Genomic DNA, 21,991 nt, shown 5'->3' with positions numbered 1-21,991 from the left:
GCGGCGCGGACCGCTGCGCTACGAGGCGGCGGTCCACAGGTACGGCACCGTCACGCCCAACACCCCGAAGCCCAGGCGCTCCAGGATCGGACGGCTGTCGTCCGACGCGTCGACCTGGAGGTACGGGATGCCGAGCTCCGCCGCCACGCGGGCGCGGTGGGCCACCAGCAGCCGGTAGATGCCGCGGCCGCGCCACTGCGGGACCGTACCGCCGCCCCACAGGCCCGCGAAGGCCTTGCCCGGCCGCATCTCCATCCGGGCCGCGCTCACCGGGGTGTCGCCCGCCATCGCGAGCACAGCGGCGATGGTCTCCGGCTCCTCGCGCAACCTGCTGAGCAGCTGCTCCCGGATCCGCGGCCGCTCCGTCCCGAAGGCGCCCGCATGGACCTCCATCATCAGGTCGACGCCGGCCTCGTCCGTCACCACCCGCAGCGTGATGCCCTCCGGCGGCTCCACCGGCAGCTTCGCGAGCTCGGACGTCAGGCCCACCATCAGCGTCTCGGGCGGCTCCGGCACGAAGCCCGCCGCGCGCAGCCGGTCGCCGAGGTCCGCCGGCCGGTCGTGGCCGTACAGCTTCCACTCGAACTCCGGAGCGCCGCGCCCCTCGAAGAAGGCCACCTGCGCCGCAATCTCCGCGTCCGCCGTCTCCTCGTCGAGGTCCGACCACAGCACGCCGTTCCACCCGAGCCCGGACACCGAGTGCCGTACGACGGCTCCCGCGCGCTCCACGCTCGCGTGCGGGGCGTCCGCCTGTGCACCCTCGCGCACCTCGGCGTCGAAGTGGGCCCGCACCTTCATCAGTTCATCAAGATCGATCGTCATGGCCCCCAGCTCACCAGGGTCCGGGCGGTCACGACAACTGCATTAGCCTCACCTGCGTGAATCACGACTCCGCCATCTACACCGGTAAGGCCACCCCCGACGCCGCCGCCGACCGCGGCTGGCTCCTGGGCCACTTCAAGGACCCCTCCGATCCCCGCCACAGCGAGGACGTCGAGATCAAATGGGGTGTCCACCCCAAGGGCGACGAGCGGGAGCGGTGGGCGACCGCCGAGAAGCGCACCGCGCTGCTGGTGCTGATCAGCGGCCGCTTCCGGCTGGAGTTCCCGGGGCGTACCGTCGTCCTCGCCGAGCAGGGGGACTACGTGCTGTGGGGGCGCGGCGTCGACCACTCCTGGTACGCGGAGGAGGACGCCGTGGTCCTCACCGTCCGCTGGCCCTCGATCCCCGGCTACCGGGTGGACGAGCCCCAAGAGCAGTGGGAGGCCGCGCAGTCGGGTCGGCCGGCGCTGTGACAATGCACACGAATAGGGCCAACGATCACGAAACGCTGAGATCGTGGAGGGTGTAGACCATCTGGGCCGAACCCTCCCGGGGTGATCCCCCGGGCCCCTCGGCCGGGCCTTCACGCGTTCATGCGTTCTTTGCGGCGGGCTGACTCCCGGTAAAGATCCGAACCACCAGGGAGCACGTCCGTTGGCTGTAATCGCACGCTGGTGCATGCGCCACCGTCTCTTCGCCGTGCTCATCTGGCTGCTCGCACTCGGCGGGACCGCGGCTGCCGCAGTGACCGCCGGATCGGCGTTCTCCAACAACTACGAGGTCCCCGGCACCGAGTCCGGCCGGGCGAACGCCCTCCTGCGCGAGGGCTTCCACGGCCAGGGCGGCGACACCGACACCATCGTGTGGCGGGCCCCGGACCGGCAGAACGTGCGCACCCCGGACATCGAGCAGCGCATGACCCGGGCCCTCGACGCCGTCGCCGAACTCCCCGGCGTCGGATCGGTCGCCGGCCCCTACGGCCCGGGCCCCGAGAACGCCGCACGGATCAGTCCCGACGGGCGGACCGCCTACGCCGTGGTGACCTTCGACGAACAGGCGGACTCCGTACCCAAGGCGCAGGCCAGGGCGGTGGTCGACGCGGCGAAGAACGCCACCACCGAAGCCGGCGGACTCCAGGTCGAACTGGGCGGCCGGGCCATCCAGCTCACCGAGGCCCCCACCGCGCACCTCGCCGAGGTCATCGGCGTCGCCGTCGCGGCCCTGGTGCTCTTCCTCGCCTTCGGCTCGCTCGCCGCGAGCCTGCTGCCCATCGCGACCGCCCTGGTCAGCGTGGGCACCGCCTATTTCGGCATCACCCTCCTCGGCCACGCGATGCCGGTCGCCGACTTCGCCCCGATGCTCGGCACCCTCATCGGCCTCGGCGTGGGCATCGACTACGCGCTGTTCATCGTCACCCGGCACCGCAAGGGCCTGGCGCGCGGCAGCACCGTCCAGGAGGCGGCCGCGAACGCCGTCGCCACCACCGGCCGGGCCGTCGTCTTCGCCGGTGCGACCGTCTGCATCGCGCTTCTCGGCATGCTGGTGCTGCGGCTCAACTTCCTCAACGGCGTGGCGATAGCGGCCTCCGTGACGGTGGTCCTGACGGTCGCCGCCTCGGTCACCCTGCTGCCCGCCCTCCTCTCGTACATCGGCATGCGCGCCCTCTCGCGCCGCGAGCGCCGCAGGCTCGCCGCCGAGGGACCGCGGCCCGAGCACACCTCCGGATTCGCCGCCCGCTGGTCCTCCTTCGTCGAGCGGCACCCCAAGCTGCTGGGCGTGGTCGCCACCGCCGTCATGGTGGTGCTGGCCCTGCCCACCCTCTCCCTCCACCTGGGCACCTCCGACCAGGGCAACAATCCGGCCGGCTCCACCACCCGGCAGGCCTACGACCTGCTGGCGGAGGGATTCGGCCCCGGCACCAACGGCCCTCTCACCGTCGTGGCCCGGCTGGACGGCGCCGGCGACCGGCTCGCCGTGGACCGGCTGGCGCAGGCGCTGCGCAGTACCGAGGGCGTCGCCTCCACCGGGCCCGCGGTCCTCAACCGCAGCGGCGACACCGCCGTCTTCACCGTCGTACCCGACTCCGCACCGCAGTCCCGGGCCACGAGCGACCTCGTCGACACGCTCCGCCGGGACGTCATCCCCGGGGCCGGGCAGGGCAACTCCATGGAGGTCCACGTCGGCGGTGTGACGGCCGCCTACGACGACTTCGCCGAGGTCATCATCGGGAAGCTGCCGCTCTTCGTCGGCGTGGTCATCGCCCTCGGCTGCGTGCTCCTGCTGCTGGCCTTCCGGTCCATCGGCATCCCCCTCAAAGCGGCGGCCATGAACGTCGCCGCCGTCGCCTCCTCCTTCGGCGTCGTGGTCGCGGTCTTCCAGTGGGGCTGGGGCAGTGAGCTGCTGGGCCTGGGCAGCGCCGGCCCCATCGAACCCTTCCTGCCCGTGATCATGGTGTCCGTCCTGTTCGGACTGTCGATGGACTACCAGGTCTTCCTCGTCAGCCGGATGTACGAGGAGTGGCTGGCGACCGGTGACAACCGGCGGGCCGTGCGCGTGGGACTCGCCGAGACCAGCCGGGTCATCAACTCCGCCGCCGTCATCATGATCTCCGTCTTCCTGGCCTTCGTCCTGAGCGGCGACCGGATCATCGCGATGTTCGGCATCGCGCTCGCCGCGGCCGTGGCCCTCGACGCCTTCGTGCTGCGCACCCTCCTCGTCCCGGCCCTGATGCACATGCTCGGCGGGGCCAACTGGTGGCTGCCGGCCTGGCTCGACCGGCGCCTGCCCCGGATCAGCATCGAGCCTCCCGAACACCGCCCCCACGTGGCACTTCCGAGGCAGCGGCCCGCCGCGGACCCGGCCGCGAACCCGGCCGCGAACCCGGACGGCGCGGAACCCGCCACCGCCTCCCGCTGATCCGGCCACGGCCCCGCGGATTCTCAGAAAAATCTCAGACAGGGCGCCTACGGTGCCCCGCATGGACACCACGAAGACCCCCGCCCCGAACGCCGCCGAGGCGGACACCAACCCGGTCGACCTCGAAAAGGCCGAGACCCCCGCCCAGCCGGCCGAGGCCGAAGCAGACTCCGCGGTCACCGGCGAGGCCTCCGACACGGACCTGGACGACGACGAGGCGTTCGCCGACGACGAGGCCGAGGACGCCCCGCCGAGCCACGTCGGGTCCGCCGCCTTCGGGATCGTCGCCGCGGGTCTCGGCGTCGTCGCCCTCAGCGGCAGCTGGGTCGCGGGCATCGTGTCCGAGCGCGCCAGCGTCGCCGCCCGGCTGGAGCTGACCCAGGCCGCCGACGCCAACGCGCAGATCGCCGCCCAGTTCGTCGACCCGTGGCACACCACCGCGATGGTGAACGGCATCTTCTCCGCCCTCGCTCTGATCATCGCCACCTTCGTGCTGGCCCTGCCCGCCTTCAGCAGCCCCGAGCGCACCCTCCCCACCTGGGTGCGGGCCGTCTCCTGGGCGGGCGTCGGCCTCGGCGCCCTCGGCGTGCTGCTCTTCGGACTCATGTACTTCGACCTCCTCCTCGCCGTTCCCAAGGCAGCGGGCGCGGGCGTCTAGGCAGTGCCTTAGGTCCTCACGGACCGGTCCGGGGCTCCACGGCCCCGGACTAAGGCCCCCTGCCCCGGGCAGATGCGGCATGCGACCGATGTGCCGGCACCCGCTGGGGCGCGAATCTTGGATCACACCGAACGAGGTGCCCGAGACACGCGACCAGGGAGCACGAGATGTTCGAGTACGAGATCGTCACCGCCGTCCGCAGCGCCGACCTCATCCGCGAGGCGGCCGCATACCGAACGGCCCGGGCAGCACGCGAGGCGCACCGCGCCTCCTCACCGAACCAGGAACCGCGAAGGCCGGTGAGAGCGTTCCGGAGCCGGTTCACCCGCTCCGCGTGCTCCGCGCCGCGTACCGCCTGAACCAGCGCGTGAGGGGAAGCCCACCGGCGGCGAGTGCCGCCGGACAGGACGTCTGTGCGATGCTCGGCGGCGTGGAGACCAGATCTGTCAGCCCGGTGTTCGTCGGCCGAGCCGACGAACTGGCCGTACTCACCGACGCACTGACCCGCGCAGCGGGCCGGGAACCGCAGGCGATGCTCATCGGGGGAGAGGCCGGAGTCGGCAAGACCCGCCTCACCGAGGAGTTCCTCTGCGAGGCGGACCGCCGCGGCGCCGTCGTCGCGGTCGGAGGCTGTGTGGAGATCGGGGCGGAGGGGCTTCCCTTCGCCCCGTTCTCGACGGCCCTGCGCACCCTGCACCGGCTGCTGCCCCAGGAGCTGGCCACCGCCGCCGCCGGCCAGGAGGACGAACTCGCGCGGATCCTCCCCGAACTCGGCGACACCCCGCGCGGCCCGCACGACGAGGAGAGCACCGCACGCCTCTTCGAACTCACGGCCCGGATGCTGGAGCGCCTCGCCGCCGAACGCACCGTCGTCCTCGTCCTGGAGGACCTGCACTGGGCGGACACCTCCACCCGGCACCTGCTCTCCTACCTCTTCCGCACCCTCGTCAGCGGCCGGCTCGTCATCGTCGCCACCTACCGCGCGGACGATGTGCACCGGCGCCACCCACTGCGCCCGCTCCTCGCCGAACTCGACCGGCTCCGCACCGTCCAGCGCATCGAACTGTCCCGCTTCAACCGGGCCGAGGTGCGCCGCCAGCTCGCCGGCATCCTGGCGGCGCAGCCCGACGAGGAGTTCGTCGACTCCGTCTTCGACCGATCGGACGGCAACGCCTTCTTCGTCGAGGAACTCGTCGCCTCCAGGGCGAGCGGCTGCCGCACCGGACTCACCGAATCCCTGCGCGACCTCCTCCTCGTCCGCGTCGAGGTGCTCCCCGACGAGACCCAGAGCCTGGTGCGCATCGTCGCGGAGGGCGGCTCCACCGTGGAGTACCCGCTGCTGCGCGCCGTCGCCGGGCTCTCCGAGGACGAGCTGATCGAGGCGCTGCGGGCCGCGGTCGGGGCCAACATCCTGCTCGCCACCCCCGACGGCGACGGCTACCGCTTCCGGCACTCGCTGGTCCGCGAGGCCGTCAGCGACGACCTGCTGCCCGGCGAGCGGGCCCGCGTCAACCGCCGCTACGCCGAGGCCATGGAGGCCGACGGATCCCTGGTCCGCGCCGAGGAACGGGCCATCCGGCTGGCCAGCTACTGGTACCAGGCGAACGACCCCGCCAAGGCACTGCCCGCCGTGCTCGCCGCATCCGTCGCGGCCCGCCGCCGGCACGCCTACTCCGAGCAGCTGCGTCTGCTGGAACGGGGCCTGGACCTCTGGGACAGTGCCCCCCAGGAGGTCCGCGAGGCGCTCCGCCCGGCGGACTACACCGAGGTGTACCCTCCGTGCGGCTGCGACCCCGCCACCACCGCGCTCCAGCGTCTCGACCTGCTGGCCGAGGCGACCGTCGCGGCGCGCTACGGCGGCGAACGCGATCGCGCCCTGAAGATCACGAAGACGGCGCTGCGCCTACTGGAGGACGACCGCGACCCGCTGCGGGCCGCCTGGTTCTGGACCGAGCGATCCCGGCTCATCGCCGGCCTCGGGCGCGGCGACGGCTGGGAGGAGATCGCCAGGGCGCAGGACCTCGTCCGGGGGCTGCCCCCGTCCCAGGTGCACGCCGAGGTCCTGGTCAGGGCCGCGAGCTGGGGCATGCTCCACAAGCCGGGCCCCGGCAACCTCGCCGCCGCCGAACGGGCGGTCGAGTACGCGCGCATGGTCGGCGCGGAGGAGACCGAGCTCAATGCCCGCATCACGGTGGGCGCCCTGCTCACCGACTCCGGCGACGCCCCGGGCGGCCTCGCCGAGATGCGGGCGGTCGGGGAACGGGCCGCGGCACTCGGACTCACCATGCTGGCCGGTCGTGCTCATATCAATCTCACCTCTCAGTTGGAAAGCCTGGGCCGGTCCCGCGAAGCCGTGGAACTGGCCGAACAAGGGGTCGAACTGGTCCGCAGGTCCCGGCTCCTGGACAGCGAGGCCTGGGTCTGCGGGAACATGGCCGAGAGCCTGTACAGCCTCGGCCGCTGGGACGAGGCCGCCGAGGCGGCCCGGCGCACCCTGCTCGTCGGCCAGAGCGCCGCCCCGCGCGGCTCCGCCTCCGTACGGCTGGCCCACCTGGCCCTGGCGCGGGGCGAGTTGACCGAGGCGGCCCACCGGCTCGCCGCGGCCCACACCCACTTCGGCACCCACGAGACCCAGCCCCAGCACCGGATACCGCTGTACCGGCTCGCGATCGGAATCGCCGCGAGCGAGAGCCGGATCGCGGACGTCCGCACCGAGATGTCCGCGGCCGCCGCCTACGGATTCCCGCTCGGGCAGCACCGCTACGCCTGGCCGCTGCTGCTGGCCGCCGCCTCCGCCGAGGCGGACGCCCGGGGGCTGCCCGCCGCCGAGGACGGCCGCGACGCCGCCCTGACCGTGCTGCGCACCGCCGCCCGCTCCCTCGCCACCCCGGTCCCCGTGTGGACCGCCCACGCCGAGTACGTTCGGGCCGAACTGCTGCGGGCCGAGGCCCGGGACACCCTCGCCGACTGGGTCGCCGTGGAGAAGGCCGTCCGCCCGCTGGAGCGCCCGTACCTCCTGGCCAGGGCCTGCCACCGGCTTGCGGAAGCCCTGCTGGCCGCCGGTGACCGGGATCCCGCGGCCGCCCTGCTCCGCGAGGCCTACGCCACCGCCGAGCGGATCGGCGCACGCAGGCTGCGCGAGGACCTGGCCCTGCTGGCGCAGCGCGCCCGGCTCCCGCTGACCGCCGCCGCCCCGGCCGCCGGCCCGCCCGTCTCGGAGGCCGACCCGGTCGAGGCGCTCGGGCTCACCAGCCGCGAGCGGGACGTGCTGCGCCTGGTGGCGGCCGGCAGCACCAACCGGAAGATCGCCGAGGAGCTCTTCATCTCCCCGAAGACGGCGAGCGTGCACGTCTCGAACATCCTGGCGAAGCTGGGCGTCACCGGCCGCGGCGAGGCGGCCGCCCTCGCCCACCGGCTGCGGCTTTTCGCCGCGCCCTCCCCGGTCAGTCCCCGTCCGGAGGCTGCTCGTCGAGGCGTATGAGCACCTTGCCGGAGTCGAGGTCTATCGGACCCCGTCCCGGATCGTTGTCATTGACGTCGGTCCGGGACAGCTCCAGCCGCTTCTTCTCCTCGTCCGTGTTCCTGCGCCCCGGGTTGAACAGCTCCTCGATCATGTTGAACACCGCGCCCACCACACCCTTCGCCCCCTGCCGGGGACCTGCTGGTCACCGCACCGTCAGGGTCAGGACCCGGTCGTCGCCGGCCTCCGGTGACCCGCGTCCGTCCGTCTCGCTCGTGACCAGCAGCATGCGGTCCCCGCCCAGGGGCACCACCGTCCGCAGCCGGCCGTACTCACCCGTCAGGAAGGCCTCCGGCTCCGCCGCCAACTGCGCACCGGACAGGGGGATCCGCCACAGCCGCTGGCCCTTCAGCCCGGCCATCCAGACGGAACCCTCCGCCCAGGCGATCCCGCTCGGCGAGGCCTCGTCCGTCTTCCACACGGCCACCGGATCCCGGAAGCCGGGCCTGCCCGCCTTGCCCTCGGCCTCGGGCCAGCCGTAGTTGGCTCCGGGCTCGATCAGATTCAGCTCGTCCCAGGTGTTCTGGCCGAACTCGGCCGCCCACAGCCGTTTGTCCTTGTCCCAGGCCAGGCCCTGCACATTGCGGTGCCCGTAGGAGTAGACGACGGAGTCCGCCTCCGGATTGCCGTGCACCGGATCGCCGTCCGGGGTCATCCGCAGGATCTTGCCGCCCAGCGACTTCTTGTCCTGCGCGAGTCCCTTGTCCCCGGTCTCGCCCGTGCCGGCGTAGAGCATCTTGTCCGGGCCGAAGGCGATCCGGCCGCCGTTGTGGATGAGGCCCTTGGGAATGCCCCGGAACACCGTGTCCGGCGCGCCCAGTTGCTGTCCGGGAGGTCTCTGCTCGTCATAGCGCAGCCGGGCGATGCGGTTGTCGGACTCGGTCGTGAAGTACACGTACACCAGCCGGTCCGACGCGAACGAGGGCGACAGGGCGAGACCCATCAGCCCGCCCTCCCCGCCCGGGGCCACCCCCGGCACCTTGCCGATCTGCGTCACCTCGCCCGATCCCGCGGCGACCCTGCTGATCGTCCCCTTGTCCCGGGACGCGACGAGCAGGTCCCCGCCCGGCAGGGGCGCCACGCCCCACGGCGACTCCAGCCCCTTGGCGACCTCTCCGGTCACCGTCACCGTCCCCTTCGCCGGCGGGCCCGTGGCCTCCGGCGAGGCGGACGGTCCGCCCGAGGGGCCCGGTGACCCCGATCCGGCCGCCGCCTTACCCGGTGGGGAGTCGCCCGGCCGGGCGCCCGGGGCGCCCTCCGGCGCGCATCCCGCCGCCAGCAGTGCGCCGCAGCCGGCCAGTGCGAGCGCCGCCAGCATCCCCCGGCGCCGCCCGCCCGCGCCCGCCGACCCCGCCCGCCCGGGAGAATTTCCGTATCGCATCGCCCTGCTCCCTTCCGGTCCTCCGATCCTGCCCTTCATCTGTCTCAACAGCTCCGGCAGTTCGCGAAGTTCCACCACTCGTACACTCGATCGAGTGGTTGCGGACCCGGCCCTGCCCCGCCCCAAGGCCCCGCCCCCCACGGATCCGGCCCCGGATCCGGGTCAGTCCCAGGCTCCCACCTCGACCGGGAGCGTCGCGATCTCGGCCAGGTCCCCGGCCGACAGCCGCACCTCCGCCGCCCGCGCGTTCTCCGCCGCCCACGGCGCCCGGTCGGCCCCCGGCACCGGCACCACGTGCGGCCCCTGCGCCAGCACCCACGCCAGCGCCACCTGCGCGACCGTGACCTCCGGGCCGTGCCGCCGCGCCACCCGCCGCAGCCCCGCCAGCAGCACCTGGTTCGACGCCATCGCCTCCGCCGTGAACCGCGGATGCCGGGCCCGCACGTCCTGCGGCTCGAAGCCCTCGCCCGGCGTGAGGGTCCCCGTGAGGAACCCGCTGCCCAGCGGCATCGCCGCCAGGAACCCCACCCCGCGCGCCGCGCACCACGGCAGCAGCTGCCAGGCCGCCTCCGGCGACCACACCGACAACTCCGCCTGCACCGCGCTCACCGGGAAGACCTGCTGCAGCCGCTCCAGGTGCCGCAGCGTCGTCCGGTACCCCCGGTCCCCGCTGCGCCCCGCCCCCGGCCCGGCCCCGGCACCGAGCGCGCAGAAGCCGAGCGCCCGCACCTTGCCGGCGCCCACCAGCTCCGCCATGGCGCCCCAGGTCTCCTCCACGGGCACGTCCGGATCCACCCGGTGCAACTGGTAGAGGTCTATGACGTCGGTCCGCAGCCGCCGCAGCGAGGCGTCGCAGGCCCGCCGCAGATAGCCGGGCCGGCCGTCCGCGACCACGTGCTGGTCACCCGCCCGCAGTCCCACCTTGGCCGAGACGAACGCCTCGGAGCGCCGTTCCAGCAGCACCCGCCCGAGGAGCAGCTCATTGGTGAAAGGCCCGTACACATCGGCCGTGTCCAGCAGGTTCGACCCCAGGTCCAGCGCCGTGTGCACGGCGGCCAGCGACTCGTGCCCCCGCCGCCGCGAAGGCGCGTACGCCCAGCTCATCGGCATACAGCCGAGGCCGATGGCGCCCACGGTCAGCGCTCCCGCCCCGATCGACCTGCGCTCCACCTCTGCGTCCCCCTCCGGCTCCGGCCCTCAAACTAACGGCTTGATCCGGATGGCTTGGCATAGCCTCGTGATCATGACTGCAATGACCCCGGATGTCTGGCTTCCGTTCCCCGCCGAGGAGATCGAGGGCCTGCCCGACTGCTTCCGGTACCGCCTCTGGGACGGCGAGGACGCCTTCCCGGCCGATCCGGCCGACTGCGTCTTCTACGTGGCCCCCTACATGAAGTCCCCCGAGGTCACCGTGCGCCCGCTGGCGGCGATGGCGGCCGTCCAGGTCGTCCAGACGCTGACCGCCGGAATCGACCACGTGCTGGGCGGCCTCGGCGACCTGCGCCCCGGCGTACGGCTGTGCAACGCCGCGGGCGTCCACACGGCCAGCACCGCCGAGCTCGCCCTCGCACTGACCCTCGCCTCGCTGCGCGGCATCCCCGGCATGGTCCGCGGCCAGGACCGCGAGGAGTGGCGCTCCGGGTTCTACGACGCACTCGCCGACAAGTCGGTTCTGATCATCGGCTACGGATCGATCGGCTCGGCCATCGAGGACCGGCTCGTGGCCTTCGAGTGCGGGCCGGTCGCCCGGGTGGCGCGTACGGCGCGGACCGGCCCCCGCGGGCCCGTGCACGCCCTGGCCGACCTGCCGCGGCTCCTGCCGTCGGCCGACGTGGTGATCCTCGTGACCCCGCTGAACGAGGCCACCCGGGGCCTGGCCGGCGCCGACTTCCTCGGCCGGATGAAGGACGGCGCCCTGCTGGTGAACGTGTCGCGCGGTCCCGTGGTCGACACCAAGTCGCTGCTGGCGGAAGTGGAGTCGGGCCGGCTGCGGGCGGCGCTCGACGTCACCGACCCGGAACCGCTGCCCGCCGGCCACCCGCTCTGGCATGCTCCGAATGTCCTGATCACGCCTCATGTCGGCGGCAGCAGCTCGGCGTTCGAGCCGAGGGCCAAGCGGCTGCTGGCCCGCCAGCTCACCCGGTTCGCCGCGGGAGAGCCGGTGGAGCACCTGGTGTTGATCACGGAGTGACGGGCGGTGCGCACGCTCCGCAGTCACTCGAATGCGTTGGGTGTGCTCAACTCCCCGAACGGTAACGGAGAGTAGAGGGACTATGTCCCTGAGTGACGAAAGTGGTGTATCGTCCGGAAGAAGGGGCTGCGCCACGAACGTCTGGCGCTGGGGAGTGATCGGACACTTTGGGGGGCGACGGGCGATGCACGGCCAATGGACGAAGGATCCGACGCGGCACAGCCGCCGGAGGCGACGCTGTCGAGAATGGGCTGCACCGGAACCAGCCGGCGAGGGGGACCGGTGAGCAGCCCGGGGACGGCGCTGCTGAACCGGCCGTCCGTCTCCGGCGGAGGCAAGGGCCTGGCGATGCAGCTGCTCCTCGCGGTGGTCAGCGGCGGGTACGCCGTCGGCGCCGCCCTCAACTGGGGCTCGGAGGAAGTCGCCGAGATCATGGGCGACTTCGGGCTCAGCGCGGCCGGCCTGCTCGCCGCGATCTCCTGCTACACCTACGCGAGGGCGATCGACAGCCGCGAACGCCCCGCCTGGCTGCTCTTCGCCTTCTCCTCGCTCATGGGCGCCGGCGGCAACGCGGTCTGGGGCTGGTACGAGGTGATCCTCGGCCAGGAGGTGCCCAAACCCTCCCTCGCCGACTTCGCCTTCCTCTGCTTCGCCCCGCCCGCCATCGTGGGCCTGCTCGTCCTCGCCAAGCGCCCCGTCACCCGCGCCGGCTGGGTGTGCCTCGGACTCGACTCCTGGCTCATCGGCGGCTCCCTGCTCACCCTCTCCTGGAGCCTGGCCCTGGCCCACGCGGCGCGGACCGCCCAGTCCGGCGCCCCCGGCAGCGTCCCGCGCGCCGCCCTCTCCCTCGCCTATCCGCTCCTGGACATCGCGCTCGTCTCGATGGTCCTGGTCCTGCACTTCCGGCGCAGCGAGACCAACCGCTCCGCCGTCAACACCGCCATCGCGGCCCTCGCCCTGACCGTGCTCAGCGACGCCCTGTTCACCTCGCCCCTGCTCAGCGCCGAGTACCAGTCCGGACAACTGCTCGACGCGGGCTGGTTCGCGGGCTCGCTGCTGCTCGCGTACGCGCCCTGGGGCGCCCGGCGCCTCCACCCGGGCCCGGAGCCGGCCGGGCGTCCGCGCGCGGACCGGGCGCACAGCCGCCCGATCACCGGCTCGCTGCCCGCCCTCACCCCGTACCTCGCGGCGGCCGTGTGCACCCTCGGCATCCTGTACAACGTCGTCGACGGCCGGAAGGTGGACCGGATGGTCGTCTTCACCGGTTGCACGGTCGTGCTCGCCCTCGTCATCCGCCAGGGCATCATGCTGCTCGACAACATCGCCCTCACCCAGGAACTGGCCCAGAAGGAGAACCACTTCCGTTCCCTGGTCCAGGGCTCCAGCGACGTCATCATGATCGCCGCGCCCACCGGGACCCTGCGCTACGTCAGCCCCGCCGCCGCCGGGGTCTACGGCCGCGAGGCGGAGGAGCTGGTCGGCACCGAGCTCGCCACCCTGATCCACCCCGACGACCTCGGCCGGGTGGTCCACGAGGTGCGCCGCTTCCTCGCCGCACCGCCCACCGAGGAGCCCACCACCCGCATCGAGTGCCGCTTCAAGTCCGGCGGCGGCGAATGGCTCAATGTGGAGTCCACCGTCAACCGGCACCAGGGCGGGCTCATCCTCAACAGCCGGGACGTCACCGAGCGGGTCCGGCTCCAGGCCCAGCTCCAGCACAGCGCGGAGCACGATCCGCTGACCGACCTGCCGAACCGGGCCCTGTTCACCCGGCGCGTGCGCCAGGCCCTGACCGGCCGGCGGGCGGGCGACCACAGCACCGCCGTGCTCTTCATCGACCTCGACGGCTTCAAAGCGGTCAACGACACCATCGGCCACCAGGCCGGTGACGAGCTGCTCGTCGAGGCCGCGCGCAGGCTCCAGGACTCGGTCCGGGCCGGGGACACCGCCGCCCGCCTCGGCGGCGACGAGTTCGCCGCGCTGATCCTGGGCGACGGCAGCCGCGACCCCAGCGCCCGCGAGTACCAGGTGCGCGAGATCGCCGACCGGCTGCGCACGACCCTCTCCCAGCCGTACCGGATCGGCGGCAGCGAGGTACGGGTCGCCGCGAGCATCGGCGTGGCCTTCGCCGACCCCGGCATCACCCCTTCGGACCTGATGCGCAACGCGGACCTCGCGATGTACCGGGCCAAGGCGGGCGGCAAGGACCGCGTCGAGATGTACGCCCCCCAGATGCAGGCCGAGGTGGTGCGCAAGGCCGAGCTGGCGGGCCGGCTTCGGACCGCACTGCACGAGGGGGAGTTCGCCCTGCTGCACCAGCCCGTGGTCTCGCTGGCCACCGGCGAGGTGTCGGCCGTCGCCGCGCAGGCCCGCTGGTGCTCCGCGCAGGGGATCCTCTTCACCCCGGCGGAGTTCCTGCGGGTCGCCGAGTACAGCGAGGGGGGAGCGGGCGGTCCGGGCTCCGCGACCGGCTCCGTGGGACCCGGCCACGACGCCGCGCGCACCGCCGAGCTGGGGCGCTGGCTGCTGGAGGAGGCCGTCGAGCAGGCCGCCGACCGGCACCGGGCCGGGCACGACGTACCCGTGGCCGTACGGATGACCGCGCAGCGGCTCCTGGACCGGTCCATGCCGCTCGGCTCCGTGGAGGCACTGCTGACCCGGCACGGACTGCCCTCCGGTGCCCTCGTCCTGGAACTCGCCGTGTCGGACCCCAGAGTGCCCTTCGACGACCTGGAGCGCCGCCTGACGGCCCTGCACCGGCTCGGGGTGGGTATCTCCCTGGACGGCTTCGGCAGCGGCTACGCGGCCATCAGCGCCCTGCGCCGCCTCCCCGTGGACATGCTCAAGCTGGACAGGGGCCTGGTCGAGGGGGTGGTCGAGTCCGCCCGCCTGCACAAGATCACCGCCGGTCTCTTGCGGATCGCAAACGACCTGGGCATGCGGTCGGTCGCGGACGGGGTGGACCTGCCCGAGCAGGTCCTGGCGCTGCGCGCGATGGGGTGCACGCACGGCCAGGGAATGGCCTTTTCCGGACCGCTCGACGAGTACAGGCTGCGGCGTGCGCTGGTGCGCGGTACGTTCCCAGTACCGGGCGGAGCGGCCCAACCAGCACTGGCCGGCGGTTCCCCCGGGGGCTCGATGGCGATGCACAGAGGCTCACATAATGAGACGCCCGTCCCACCTACTTGACATCACCCTCCCGCCAGAGGGAGGGTCAGTGCCATGCGCACCCGAATTCTCGTACTTGGAAAGCGCGTCGGCTGAAGCTGGGACCTGCATGTCCCCGCTCAACACCCCCGACGCGCTCCCCTCGCTTGCCTCCTGGCACGAGGGGTTTTTTGTTGCACTGGCACAGAGTCGAATCCGCGTAAAACCCTCAGCTTCGAGAAGAGAATGCCGATGACCGAGCAGGCCACCGGGGCCCACCATCCGCAGCCGCGGCCCCGTTCCGGCGGACAGCAGTCCGCCGCAGTTGAGCACGTCACGGGTGCGCAGTCCCTCATCCGCTCTCTCGAAGAGGTGGGGTGCGACACCGTCTTCGGTATTCCGGGCGGCGCCATCCTCCCCGCGTACGACCCGATGATGGACTCCAAGAAGGTCCGTCACATCCTGGTCCGCCACGAGCAGGGGGCCGGCCACGCCGCCACCGGCTACGCGCAGGCCACCGGCAAGGTCGGCGTCTGTATGGCCACCTCGGGCCCGGGCGCCACCAACCTCGTCACCCCGATCGCCGACGCGCACATGGACTCCGTCCCGCTCGTCGCGATCACCGGTCAGGTCTCCTCCAAGGCGATCGGCACCGACGCCTTCCAGGAGGCGGACATCGTCGGCATCACGATGCCGATCACCAAGCACAACTTCCTGGTCACCAGGGCCGAGGACATCCCGCGGACGATCGCCGAGGCCTTCCACATCGCGGCCACCGGCCGCCCCGGCCCGGTCCTGGTCGACATCGCCAAGGACGCCCTGCAGGCGAAGACCACCTTCTCGTGGCCGCCCGCCCAGGACCTCCCCGGTTACCGCCCGGTCACCAAGCCGCACGCCAAGCAGATCCGCGAGGCCGCCAAGCTGATCTGCCAGGCCAAGCGCCCGGTCCTGTACGTCGGCGGCGGTGTCATGAAGTCCGGCGCGACCGCCGAGCTGAAGGTCCTCGCCGAGCTGACCGGCGTCCCGGTCTGCACCACTCTGATGGCGCTGGGCTCCTTCCCGGACAGCCACCCGCTGCACGTCGGCATGCCGGGCATGCACGGCAGCGTCACCGGCGTCACCGCGCTGCAGAAGTCGGACCTGCTGATCGCGCTCGGCACCCGCTTCGACGACCGCGTCACCGGCAAGCTGGACAGCTTCGCCCCCTTCGCCAAGATCATCCACGCGGACATCGACCCGGCCGAGATCGGCAAGAACCGCGCGGTCGACGTCCCGATCGTCGGTGACGCCCGCGAGGTCATCGCCGACCTGATCCAGGCCGTCCAGGCCGAGCACACCGAGGGCAACGCCGGCGACTACACCGCCTGGTGGAACGACCTCAGCCGCTGGCGCGACACGTACCCGCTGGGCTACGACCTGCCCACCGACGGCAGCCTCTCGCCCCAGCAGGTCATCGAGCGGATCGGCGCGCTCGCGCCGAAGAGCACGATCTTCGCGGCCGGTGTCGGCCAGCACCAGATGTGGGCCTCGCACTTCGTCAAGTACGAGGAGCCCCGCACCTGGCTGAACTCCGGCGGCGCCGGAACCATGGGCTACGCGGTCCCGGCCGCGATGGGCGCCAAGGTCGGCATGCCCGAGCGCACGGTCTGGGCGATCGACGGCGACGGCTGCTTCCAGATGACCAATCAGGAACTGGTCACCTGCGCGCTGAACAACATCCCGATCAAGGTCGCGATCATCAACAACGGCGCGCTGGGGATGGTCCGCCAGTGGCAGACCCTGTTCTACAACCAGCGGTACTCCAACACCGTCCTGCACGCCGACGAGACCGGTCACGACACGGTCGGCTCCCAGCTCGGCGAGTCCGTCGCACCCCGCAAGGGCACCCGCGTCCCGGACTTCGTCAAGCTGTCGGAGGCCATGGGCTGCGTGGCGCTGCGCTGCGAGGACCCGGCCGACCTGGACAAGGTCATCGCCGAGGCCAACGCGATCAACGACCGCACCGTCGTGATCGACTTCATCGTCCACGAGGACGCCATGGTGTGGCCGATGGTCGCCGCCGGCACCTCCAACGACGAGGTCATGGCAGCCAGGGGCGTCCGTCCCGACTTCGGCGACAACGAAGACGACTGAGCCGAGAGAGCCCGAGAGAGAGAACGCCCCACATGTCCAAGCACACGCTCTCCGTCCTGGTCGAGAACACGCCCGGCATCCTCGCCCGGATCGCCGCGCTGTTCTCCCGCCGCGGGTTCAACATCGACTCCCTCGCGGTCGGTGTCACCGAGCACCCCGACATCTCCCGCATCACCATCGTCGTCAACGTCGAGGACCTCCCGCTGGAGCAGGTGACCAAGCAGCTGAACAAGCTGGTCAACGTGCTCAAGATCGTCGAGCTGGAGTCCCACAACGCCATCGAGCGCGAGCTCGTCCTGGTGAAGGTCCGCGCCGACAACGAGACGCGCTCGCAGATCGTCGAGATCGTCCAGCTGTTCCGCGCCAAGACCGTCGACGTCTCCCCGGAGGCCGTCACCATCGAGGCCACCGGCGGTTCCGACAAGCTCGGCGCGATGCTCAAGATGCTGGAGCCCTTCGGCATCAAGGAGCTCGTGCAGTCCGGCACGATCGCCATAGGGCGCGGCGGCCGGTCCATCACGGACCGCAGCCTGCGCGCGCTCGACCGCAGCGCCTGACCCGGCCGGCACGGCGGCGGCACGAGCCGCGGCAGACACGCTCGGCCCGCATAGCGAGACCGACAAACTCAGATTCCGTTCCCCGCCGTACGGTGGGAGCAACACCAGCGCACCAAGGAGATATCCCAGTGGCCGAGCTGTTCTACGAGAACGACGCCGACCTGTCCATCATCCAGGGCCGCAAGGTCGCGGTCATCGGTTACGGCAGCCAGGGCCACGCCCACGCGCTGTCGCTCCGTGACTCCGGCGTCGACGTCGTCGTCGGCCTGAAGGAGGGCTCGAAGTCCAAGGCCAAGGCCGAGGAGCAGGGCCTGAAGGTCGTCCCCGTGGCCGAGGCCGCCGCCTGGGCGAACGTCATCATGATCCTCACCCCGGACCCGCTGCAGGCCGAGATCTACGAGGAGTCCATCAAGGAGCACCTCGAGGAGGGCGACGCGCTCTTCTTCGGCCACGGCTTCAACGTCCGCTACGGCTTCATCAAGCCCCCGGCCAACGTGGACGTCGCCCTGGTCGCCCCCAAGGGCCCGGGCCACCTGGTCCGCCGCCAGTACGAGGAAGGCCGCGGCGTGCCCTGCATCGCCGCCGTCGAGCAGGACTTCTCGGGCAACGCCTTCGCCCTCGCGCTCTCGTACGCGGCCGGCATCGGCGGCACCCGCGCCGGCGTCATCAAGACCACCTTCACCGAGGAGACCGAGACCGACCTCTTCGGTGAGCAGGCCGTCCTCTGCGGTGGCGCCTCCGCCCTGGTCAAGGCCGGTTTCGAGACCCTGACCGAGGCCGGCTACCAGCCGGAGATCGCGTACTTCGAGTGCCTGCACGAGCTGAAGCTCATCGTGGACCTCATGTACGAGGGCGGCCTGGAGAAGATGCGCTGGTCCGTCTCCGAGACCGCCGAGTGGGGCGACTACATCACCGGCCCCCGCATCATCACCGACGCCACCAAGGCCGAGATGAAGAAGGTCCTCGCGGAGATCCAGAGCGGCGAGTTCGCCAACACCTGGATGGCCGAGTACAAGGCCGGTCTGCCGAAGTACAACGAGTACAAGAAGGCCGACGAGGAGCACCTGCTGGAGACCACCGGCAAGAAGCTCCGCAAGCTGATGAGCTGGGTCGACAACGACGAGAGCTGAGCCCGTGACGGCGCGGCCGGGACACCTGGGGTCCCGGCCCCGCCGTGCATCACCGCACCTCCCCGGCCGACCGGCCGGACGGGGTTTCGGGACCCGGGAATCCGGCCCCCAGGGGCACGGGTTGTCCACCCCGGCCAACCACGGACGGGTGATCCTTCCGTACAGGCGGAAATCCGGCCCGTCAGCGCCACTACACTGCTCAACACATACGCGTCAGGCCCACAGTGTCGTGCGTCTTCCACGCGGCTACCCCCTCCACCGCCTGCGGCCGTCGGGACGGCCGTCCGCACTGGACTTGTGAGGACCCACGTGAGCTCGAAACCTGTCGTACTCATCGCCGAAGAGCTGTCGCCCGCCACCGTGGAGGCGCTCGGCCCGGACTTCGAGATCCGCCACTGCAACGGCGCCGACCGCGCCGAGCTGCTGCCCGCGATCGTCGACGTCGACGCGATCCTCGTCCGCTCCGCCACCAAGGTCGACGCCGAGGCCATCGCCGCGGCCAAGAAGCTGCGGGTCGTCGCGCGTGCCGGTGTCGGTCTGGACAACGTGGACGTCTCCGCCGCCACCAAGGCCGGCGTGATGGTCGTCAACGCGCCGACCTCGAACATCGTGACCGCGGCCGAGCTCGCCTGCGGCCTGCTCGTCGCCACCGCCCGCAACATCCCGCAGGCCAACACCGCCCTGAAGAACGGTGAGTGGAAGCGGAACAAGTACACGGGCGTCGAGCTCAGCGAGAAGACCCTCGGCGTCGTCGGCCTCGGCCGCATCGGCGTCCTGGTCGCCCAGCGCATGTCGGCCTTCGGCATGAAGGTCGTCGCCTACGACCCCTACGTACAGCCCGCGCGCGCCGCCCAGATGGGCGTCAAGATGCTGGCGCTGGACGAGCTCCTGGAGGTCGCCGACTTCATCACCGTGCACCTGCCCAAGACCCCCGAGACCCTCGGTCTCATCGGGGACGAGGCCCTGCACAAGGTGAAGCCGTCCGTCCGCATCGTCAACGCCGCCCGCGGCGGGATCGTGGACGAGGCCGCGCTGTACACGGCCATCAAGGAGGGCCGCGTCGCCGGCGCCGGTCTCGACGTGTACGCGAAGGAGCCCTGCACCGACTCCCCGCTCTTCGAGCTCGACCAGGTCGTCTGCACCCCGCACCTCGGCGCGTCCACGGACGAGGCCCAGGAGAAGGCCGGTGTCTCGGTCGCCAAGTCGGTGCGCCTCGCGCTCGCCGGTGAGCTCGTACCGGACGCGGTCAACGTCCAGGGCGGCGTCATCGCCGAGGACGTCCGTCCCGGTCTGCCGCTCGCCGAGAAGCTCGGCCGCATCTTCACCGCCCTCGCGGGCGAGGTCGCGGTCCGCCTCGACGTCGAGGTCTGCGGCGAGATCACCCAGCACGACGTCAAGGTGCTGGAACTCTCCGCCCTCAAGGGTGTCTTCGAGGACGTCGTCGACGAGACGGTCTCCTACGTCAACGCGCCGCTGTTCGCGCAGGAGCGCGGCGTCGAGGTCCGTCTGACCACCAGCTCGGAGTCCCCGGACCACCGCAACGTGGTGACCGTGCGCGGCACCCTGTCGGACGGTCAGGAAGTGGCGGTCTCCGGTACCCTCGCGGGCCCGAAGCACCTCCAGAAGATCGTCGGCATCGGTGAGTACGACGTGGACCTGGCGCTCGCCGACCACATGGTCGTCCTGCGCTACACCGACCGCCCCGGCGTGGTCGGCACCGTCGGCCGCGTCCTCGGCGAGGGCGGTCTGAACATCGCGGGCATGCAGGTCGCCCGTGCGCAGGCGCACGGCGAGGCGCTCGCCGTCCTCACCGTGGACGCCGCGGTACCGGCGGACGTCCTCGCCGACATCGCCTCCGAGATCGGCGCCGCCTCGGCGCGCACGGTCAGCCTCGCCTGACCCGTATGACATGACGAAGGGCCCGGGGGACTCCCCCGGGCCCTTTCACGTTCCCTGCCGTCCCGGTCAGTTGTACGTCGGCACCGGCACGTCGTCCTGCTCCGCCTCGGCCTGCTCCGCCGCGGGCGGGGCGGGAGCTTCGATACCCCGCATCAGGGCCGCGGCGAGCACGGCCGCCCCGAGCAGCAGCGCCGCGCCGCCCCAGGCCGCGTACTGCATTCCGTGGACGAAGGCCTCCCGGGCCAGGGCCAGGACCTGCTCGCCGGCCGGTCCGCCGAGGTGGTGGGCGGTGGCGACGGCCCCGCCGAGGGTCTCCCGCACGGCGGGCCCGGAGTCCGCCAGATCGCTGCGGTAGACCGCGGTGCCCAGGCTGCCGAGGACCGCCATGCCCAGGGCGCCGCCGAATTCCGTTCCGGTCTCGAGCAGGGAGGCGGCGGAGCCGGCCTTCTCGGCGGGCGCCGAGGCGAGCGCCATGTCCGCGACCAGGGACAGCACGGTGACGATGCCCGAGGCCAGCACCCCGGCGCCGGTCAGGATCAGCCACAGCGAGTCGGTGTCCACCAGGCTGATCAGGACGAACCCGGTGGCGGCGAGGACGAACCCGCCGGCGATCACGTGGGCCCGGTCCACCTTCTGGGCGAGGGCGGCGGAGACCGGGGCCGCGGCGCCGATGACGACCGAGGGGGCGAGGCTCCACAGGGCGGCTTCCAGGGTGCCCATGCCGAGCACCGACTGGAGGTACTGGGTGGTGAAGTAGGCGGAGCCCATCATGGCGAAGGCGGCGACGGTGTTCAGCCCGATGCCCGCCCCGAAGCCGCGGCCCTGGAAGAGGGCCCGGGGGATCATGGCGTCGTCGCGGGTGCGCTGGCGGCGGACGAAGACGCAGGTGAAGGCCAGGCCGACGGCGAGGCAGCCCGCGTAGAGGGGCTCGAAGCCCTCGGCGGCGATCTCCTTGAGCCCGTAGACGACGGGCAGCACCGCGGCCATGGACAGCGGGACGCTCAGCAGGTCGAAGCGGCCGGGGGCCGGGTCCTTGAACTCCGGTACCAGGACCGGGACCAGGAGCAGCAGGAGCAGCATCGCCGGCACGTTGATGAGGAAGACGGAGCCCCAGTAGAAGTGGTTCAGCATCACCCCGCTGAGCACCGAGCCGAGGGCGATGCCGCCGGTCATGGCCCCGGACCAGATGGCGATGGCCTGCCCGCGCTGCCTGTCGTCCTGGAAGAGGTTCCGTACGAGGGCCAGCGTGGAGGGCATCAGGGTGGCGCCGCCGATGCCGAGCAGCACGCGGGCCGCGATGAGCATCTCGGCGCTGGTGGCGCAGGCGGCGCCGATCGAGGCGAGGCCGAAGGCGGTCGCGCCGATCAGCAGCAGCTTGCGGCGGCCGATCCGGTCGCCGAGCGAGCCCATCGTGATCAGAAGGCCGGAGAGGGCGAAGGCGTAGCTGTCGAAGATCCAGAGCTGCTGGGTGGAGCTCGGGTCCAGCTGGTCGGTGATGGCCGGGATGGCGAAGTAGAGGACGGAGACGTCCATCGAGACCAGGAGGAGGGGCAGCAGGAGGACGGTGAAGGCGGTCCATTCGCGGCGTCCGGCATGTCGCGCTGTGGCGGCGGGAGTTGTCATGAGCAGAAACATAC

Annotated in this window: 15 protein-coding genes; 10 read left to right on the top strand and 5 right to left on the bottom strand. The window is 71.9% G+C overall.

What is annotated here, in order from left to right; translation table 11 throughout:
• Positions 1-18: 18 nt before the first annotated feature.
• Complete coding sequence (locus tag B6R96_RS11050) at positions 19-822, bottom strand: GNAT family N-acetyltransferase (protein WP_053705357.1); 804 nt, start codon at positions 820-822, stop codon at positions 19-21.
• A gap of 56 nt (positions 823-878) precedes the next feature.
• Between B6R96_RS11050 and B6R96_RS11045 the strand changes: the two genes are divergently transcribed.
• The 4 genes from B6R96_RS11045 to B6R96_RS38690 all read left to right on the top strand — a co-directional run bounded on the left by B6R96_RS11045 (position 879) and on the right by B6R96_RS38690 (position 7,877).
• On the top strand, positions 879-1,295 hold the full coding sequence (locus tag B6R96_RS11045; RefSeq protein WP_030386812.1) for a hypothetical protein: 417 nt from the start codon (positions 879-881) through the stop codon (positions 1,293-1,295).
• Between the two features lie 181 nt (positions 1,296-1,476).
• Positions 1,477-3,738 (top strand): MMPL family transporter, encoded by a 2,262-nt coding sequence (locus B6R96_RS11040; RefSeq protein WP_081522372.1) that lies wholly within the window; start codon positions 1,477-1,479, stop codon positions 3,736-3,738.
• A 61-nt stretch (positions 3,739-3,799) separates the two neighbouring features.
• Entirely contained in the window at positions 3,800-4,396 is a 597-nt protein-coding gene (locus B6R96_RS11035; RefSeq protein WP_053705359.1) for a hypothetical protein, read from the top strand.
• A gap of 418 nt (positions 4,397-4,814) precedes the next feature.
• Positions 4,815-7,877, top strand: a complete 3,063-nt coding sequence (locus B6R96_RS38690; RefSeq protein WP_081522371.1) for a helix-turn-helix transcriptional regulator — start codon at positions 4,815-4,817, stop codon at positions 7,875-7,877.
• Here B6R96_RS38690 and B6R96_RS11020 read toward each other — a convergent pair.
• The 3 genes from B6R96_RS11020 to B6R96_RS11010 all read right to left on the bottom strand — a co-directional run bounded on the left by B6R96_RS11020 (position 7,840) and on the right by B6R96_RS11010 (position 10,467).
• On the bottom strand, positions 7,840-8,010 hold the full coding sequence (locus B6R96_RS11020) for a DUF6191 domain-containing protein (protein WP_221510626.1): 171 nt from the start codon (positions 8,008-8,010) through the stop codon (positions 7,840-7,842). The two genes, B6R96_RS38690 and B6R96_RS11020, sit on opposite strands and share 38 nt — an antisense overlap.
• Positions 8,011-8,061: 51 nt before the next feature.
• Positions 8,062-9,234, bottom strand: coding sequence for a PQQ-dependent sugar dehydrogenase (locus tag B6R96_RS11015; protein ID WP_162498490.1), 1,173 nt, complete (start codon positions 9,232-9,234; stop codon positions 8,062-8,064).
• 225 nt (positions 9,235-9,459) lie between these two features.
• On the bottom strand, positions 9,460-10,467 hold the full coding sequence (locus tag B6R96_RS11010; protein WP_030386805.1) for an aldo/keto reductase: 1,008 nt from the start codon (positions 10,465-10,467) through the stop codon (positions 9,460-9,462).
• Between the two features lie 73 nt (positions 10,468-10,540).
• On the opposite strand from B6R96_RS11010, the gene B6R96_RS11005 reads away from it, so the two are divergent.
• The 6 genes from B6R96_RS11005 (at position 10,541) to serA (ending at position 20,354) form a co-directional block, all read left to right on the top strand.
• The gene (locus B6R96_RS11005) at positions 10,541-11,488 is read left to right on the top strand and encodes a 2-hydroxyacid dehydrogenase (RefSeq protein WP_081525061.1); all 948 of its coding nucleotides are present in this window, start codon (positions 10,541-10,543) and stop codon (positions 11,486-11,488) included.
• Positions 11,489-11,770: 282 nt separating this feature from the next.
• Entirely contained in the window at positions 11,771-14,677 is a 2,907-nt protein-coding gene (locus tag B6R96_RS11000) for a putative bifunctional diguanylate cyclase/phosphodiesterase (protein WP_081522370.1), read from the top strand.
• Positions 14,678-14,881: 204 nt separating this feature from the next.
• Positions 14,882-16,768, top strand: a complete 1,887-nt coding sequence (locus B6R96_RS10995; RefSeq protein WP_030386802.1) for an acetolactate synthase large subunit — start codon at positions 14,882-14,884, stop codon at positions 16,766-16,768.
• 32 nt (positions 16,769-16,800) lie between these two features.
• Positions 16,801-17,325: an acetolactate synthase small subunit gene (ilvN, locus tag B6R96_RS10990; RefSeq protein ID WP_030010002.1), complete on the top strand. Its 525-nt coding sequence runs from the start codon at positions 16,801-16,803 to the stop codon at positions 17,323-17,325.
• Between the two features lie 128 nt (positions 17,326-17,453).
• Positions 17,454-18,455: a ketol-acid reductoisomerase gene (gene ilvC, locus B6R96_RS10985; RefSeq protein ID WP_052872321.1), complete on the top strand. Its 1,002-nt coding sequence runs from the start codon at positions 17,454-17,456 to the stop codon at positions 18,453-18,455.
• Between the two features lie 309 nt (positions 18,456-18,764).
• Positions 18,765-20,354, top strand: coding sequence for a phosphoglycerate dehydrogenase (gene serA / locus B6R96_RS10980; protein WP_030386800.1), 1,590 nt, complete (start codon positions 18,765-18,767; stop codon positions 20,352-20,354).
• 66 nt (positions 20,355-20,420) lie between these two features.
• On the opposite strand, the gene B6R96_RS10975 is transcribed toward serA, so the two are convergent.
• Positions 20,421-21,977, bottom strand: coding sequence for an MFS transporter (locus B6R96_RS10975; RefSeq protein ID WP_081522369.1), 1,557 nt, complete (start codon positions 21,975-21,977; stop codon positions 20,421-20,423).
• Positions 21,978-21,991 lie beyond the last annotated feature (14 nt).

Source organism: Streptomyces sp. Sge12 (assembly GCF_002080455.1).
GTDB lineage: Bacteria > Actinomycetota > Actinomycetes > Streptomycetales > Streptomycetaceae > Streptomyces.
This window is presented reverse-complemented; position numbering and strand designations above follow the sequence as displayed.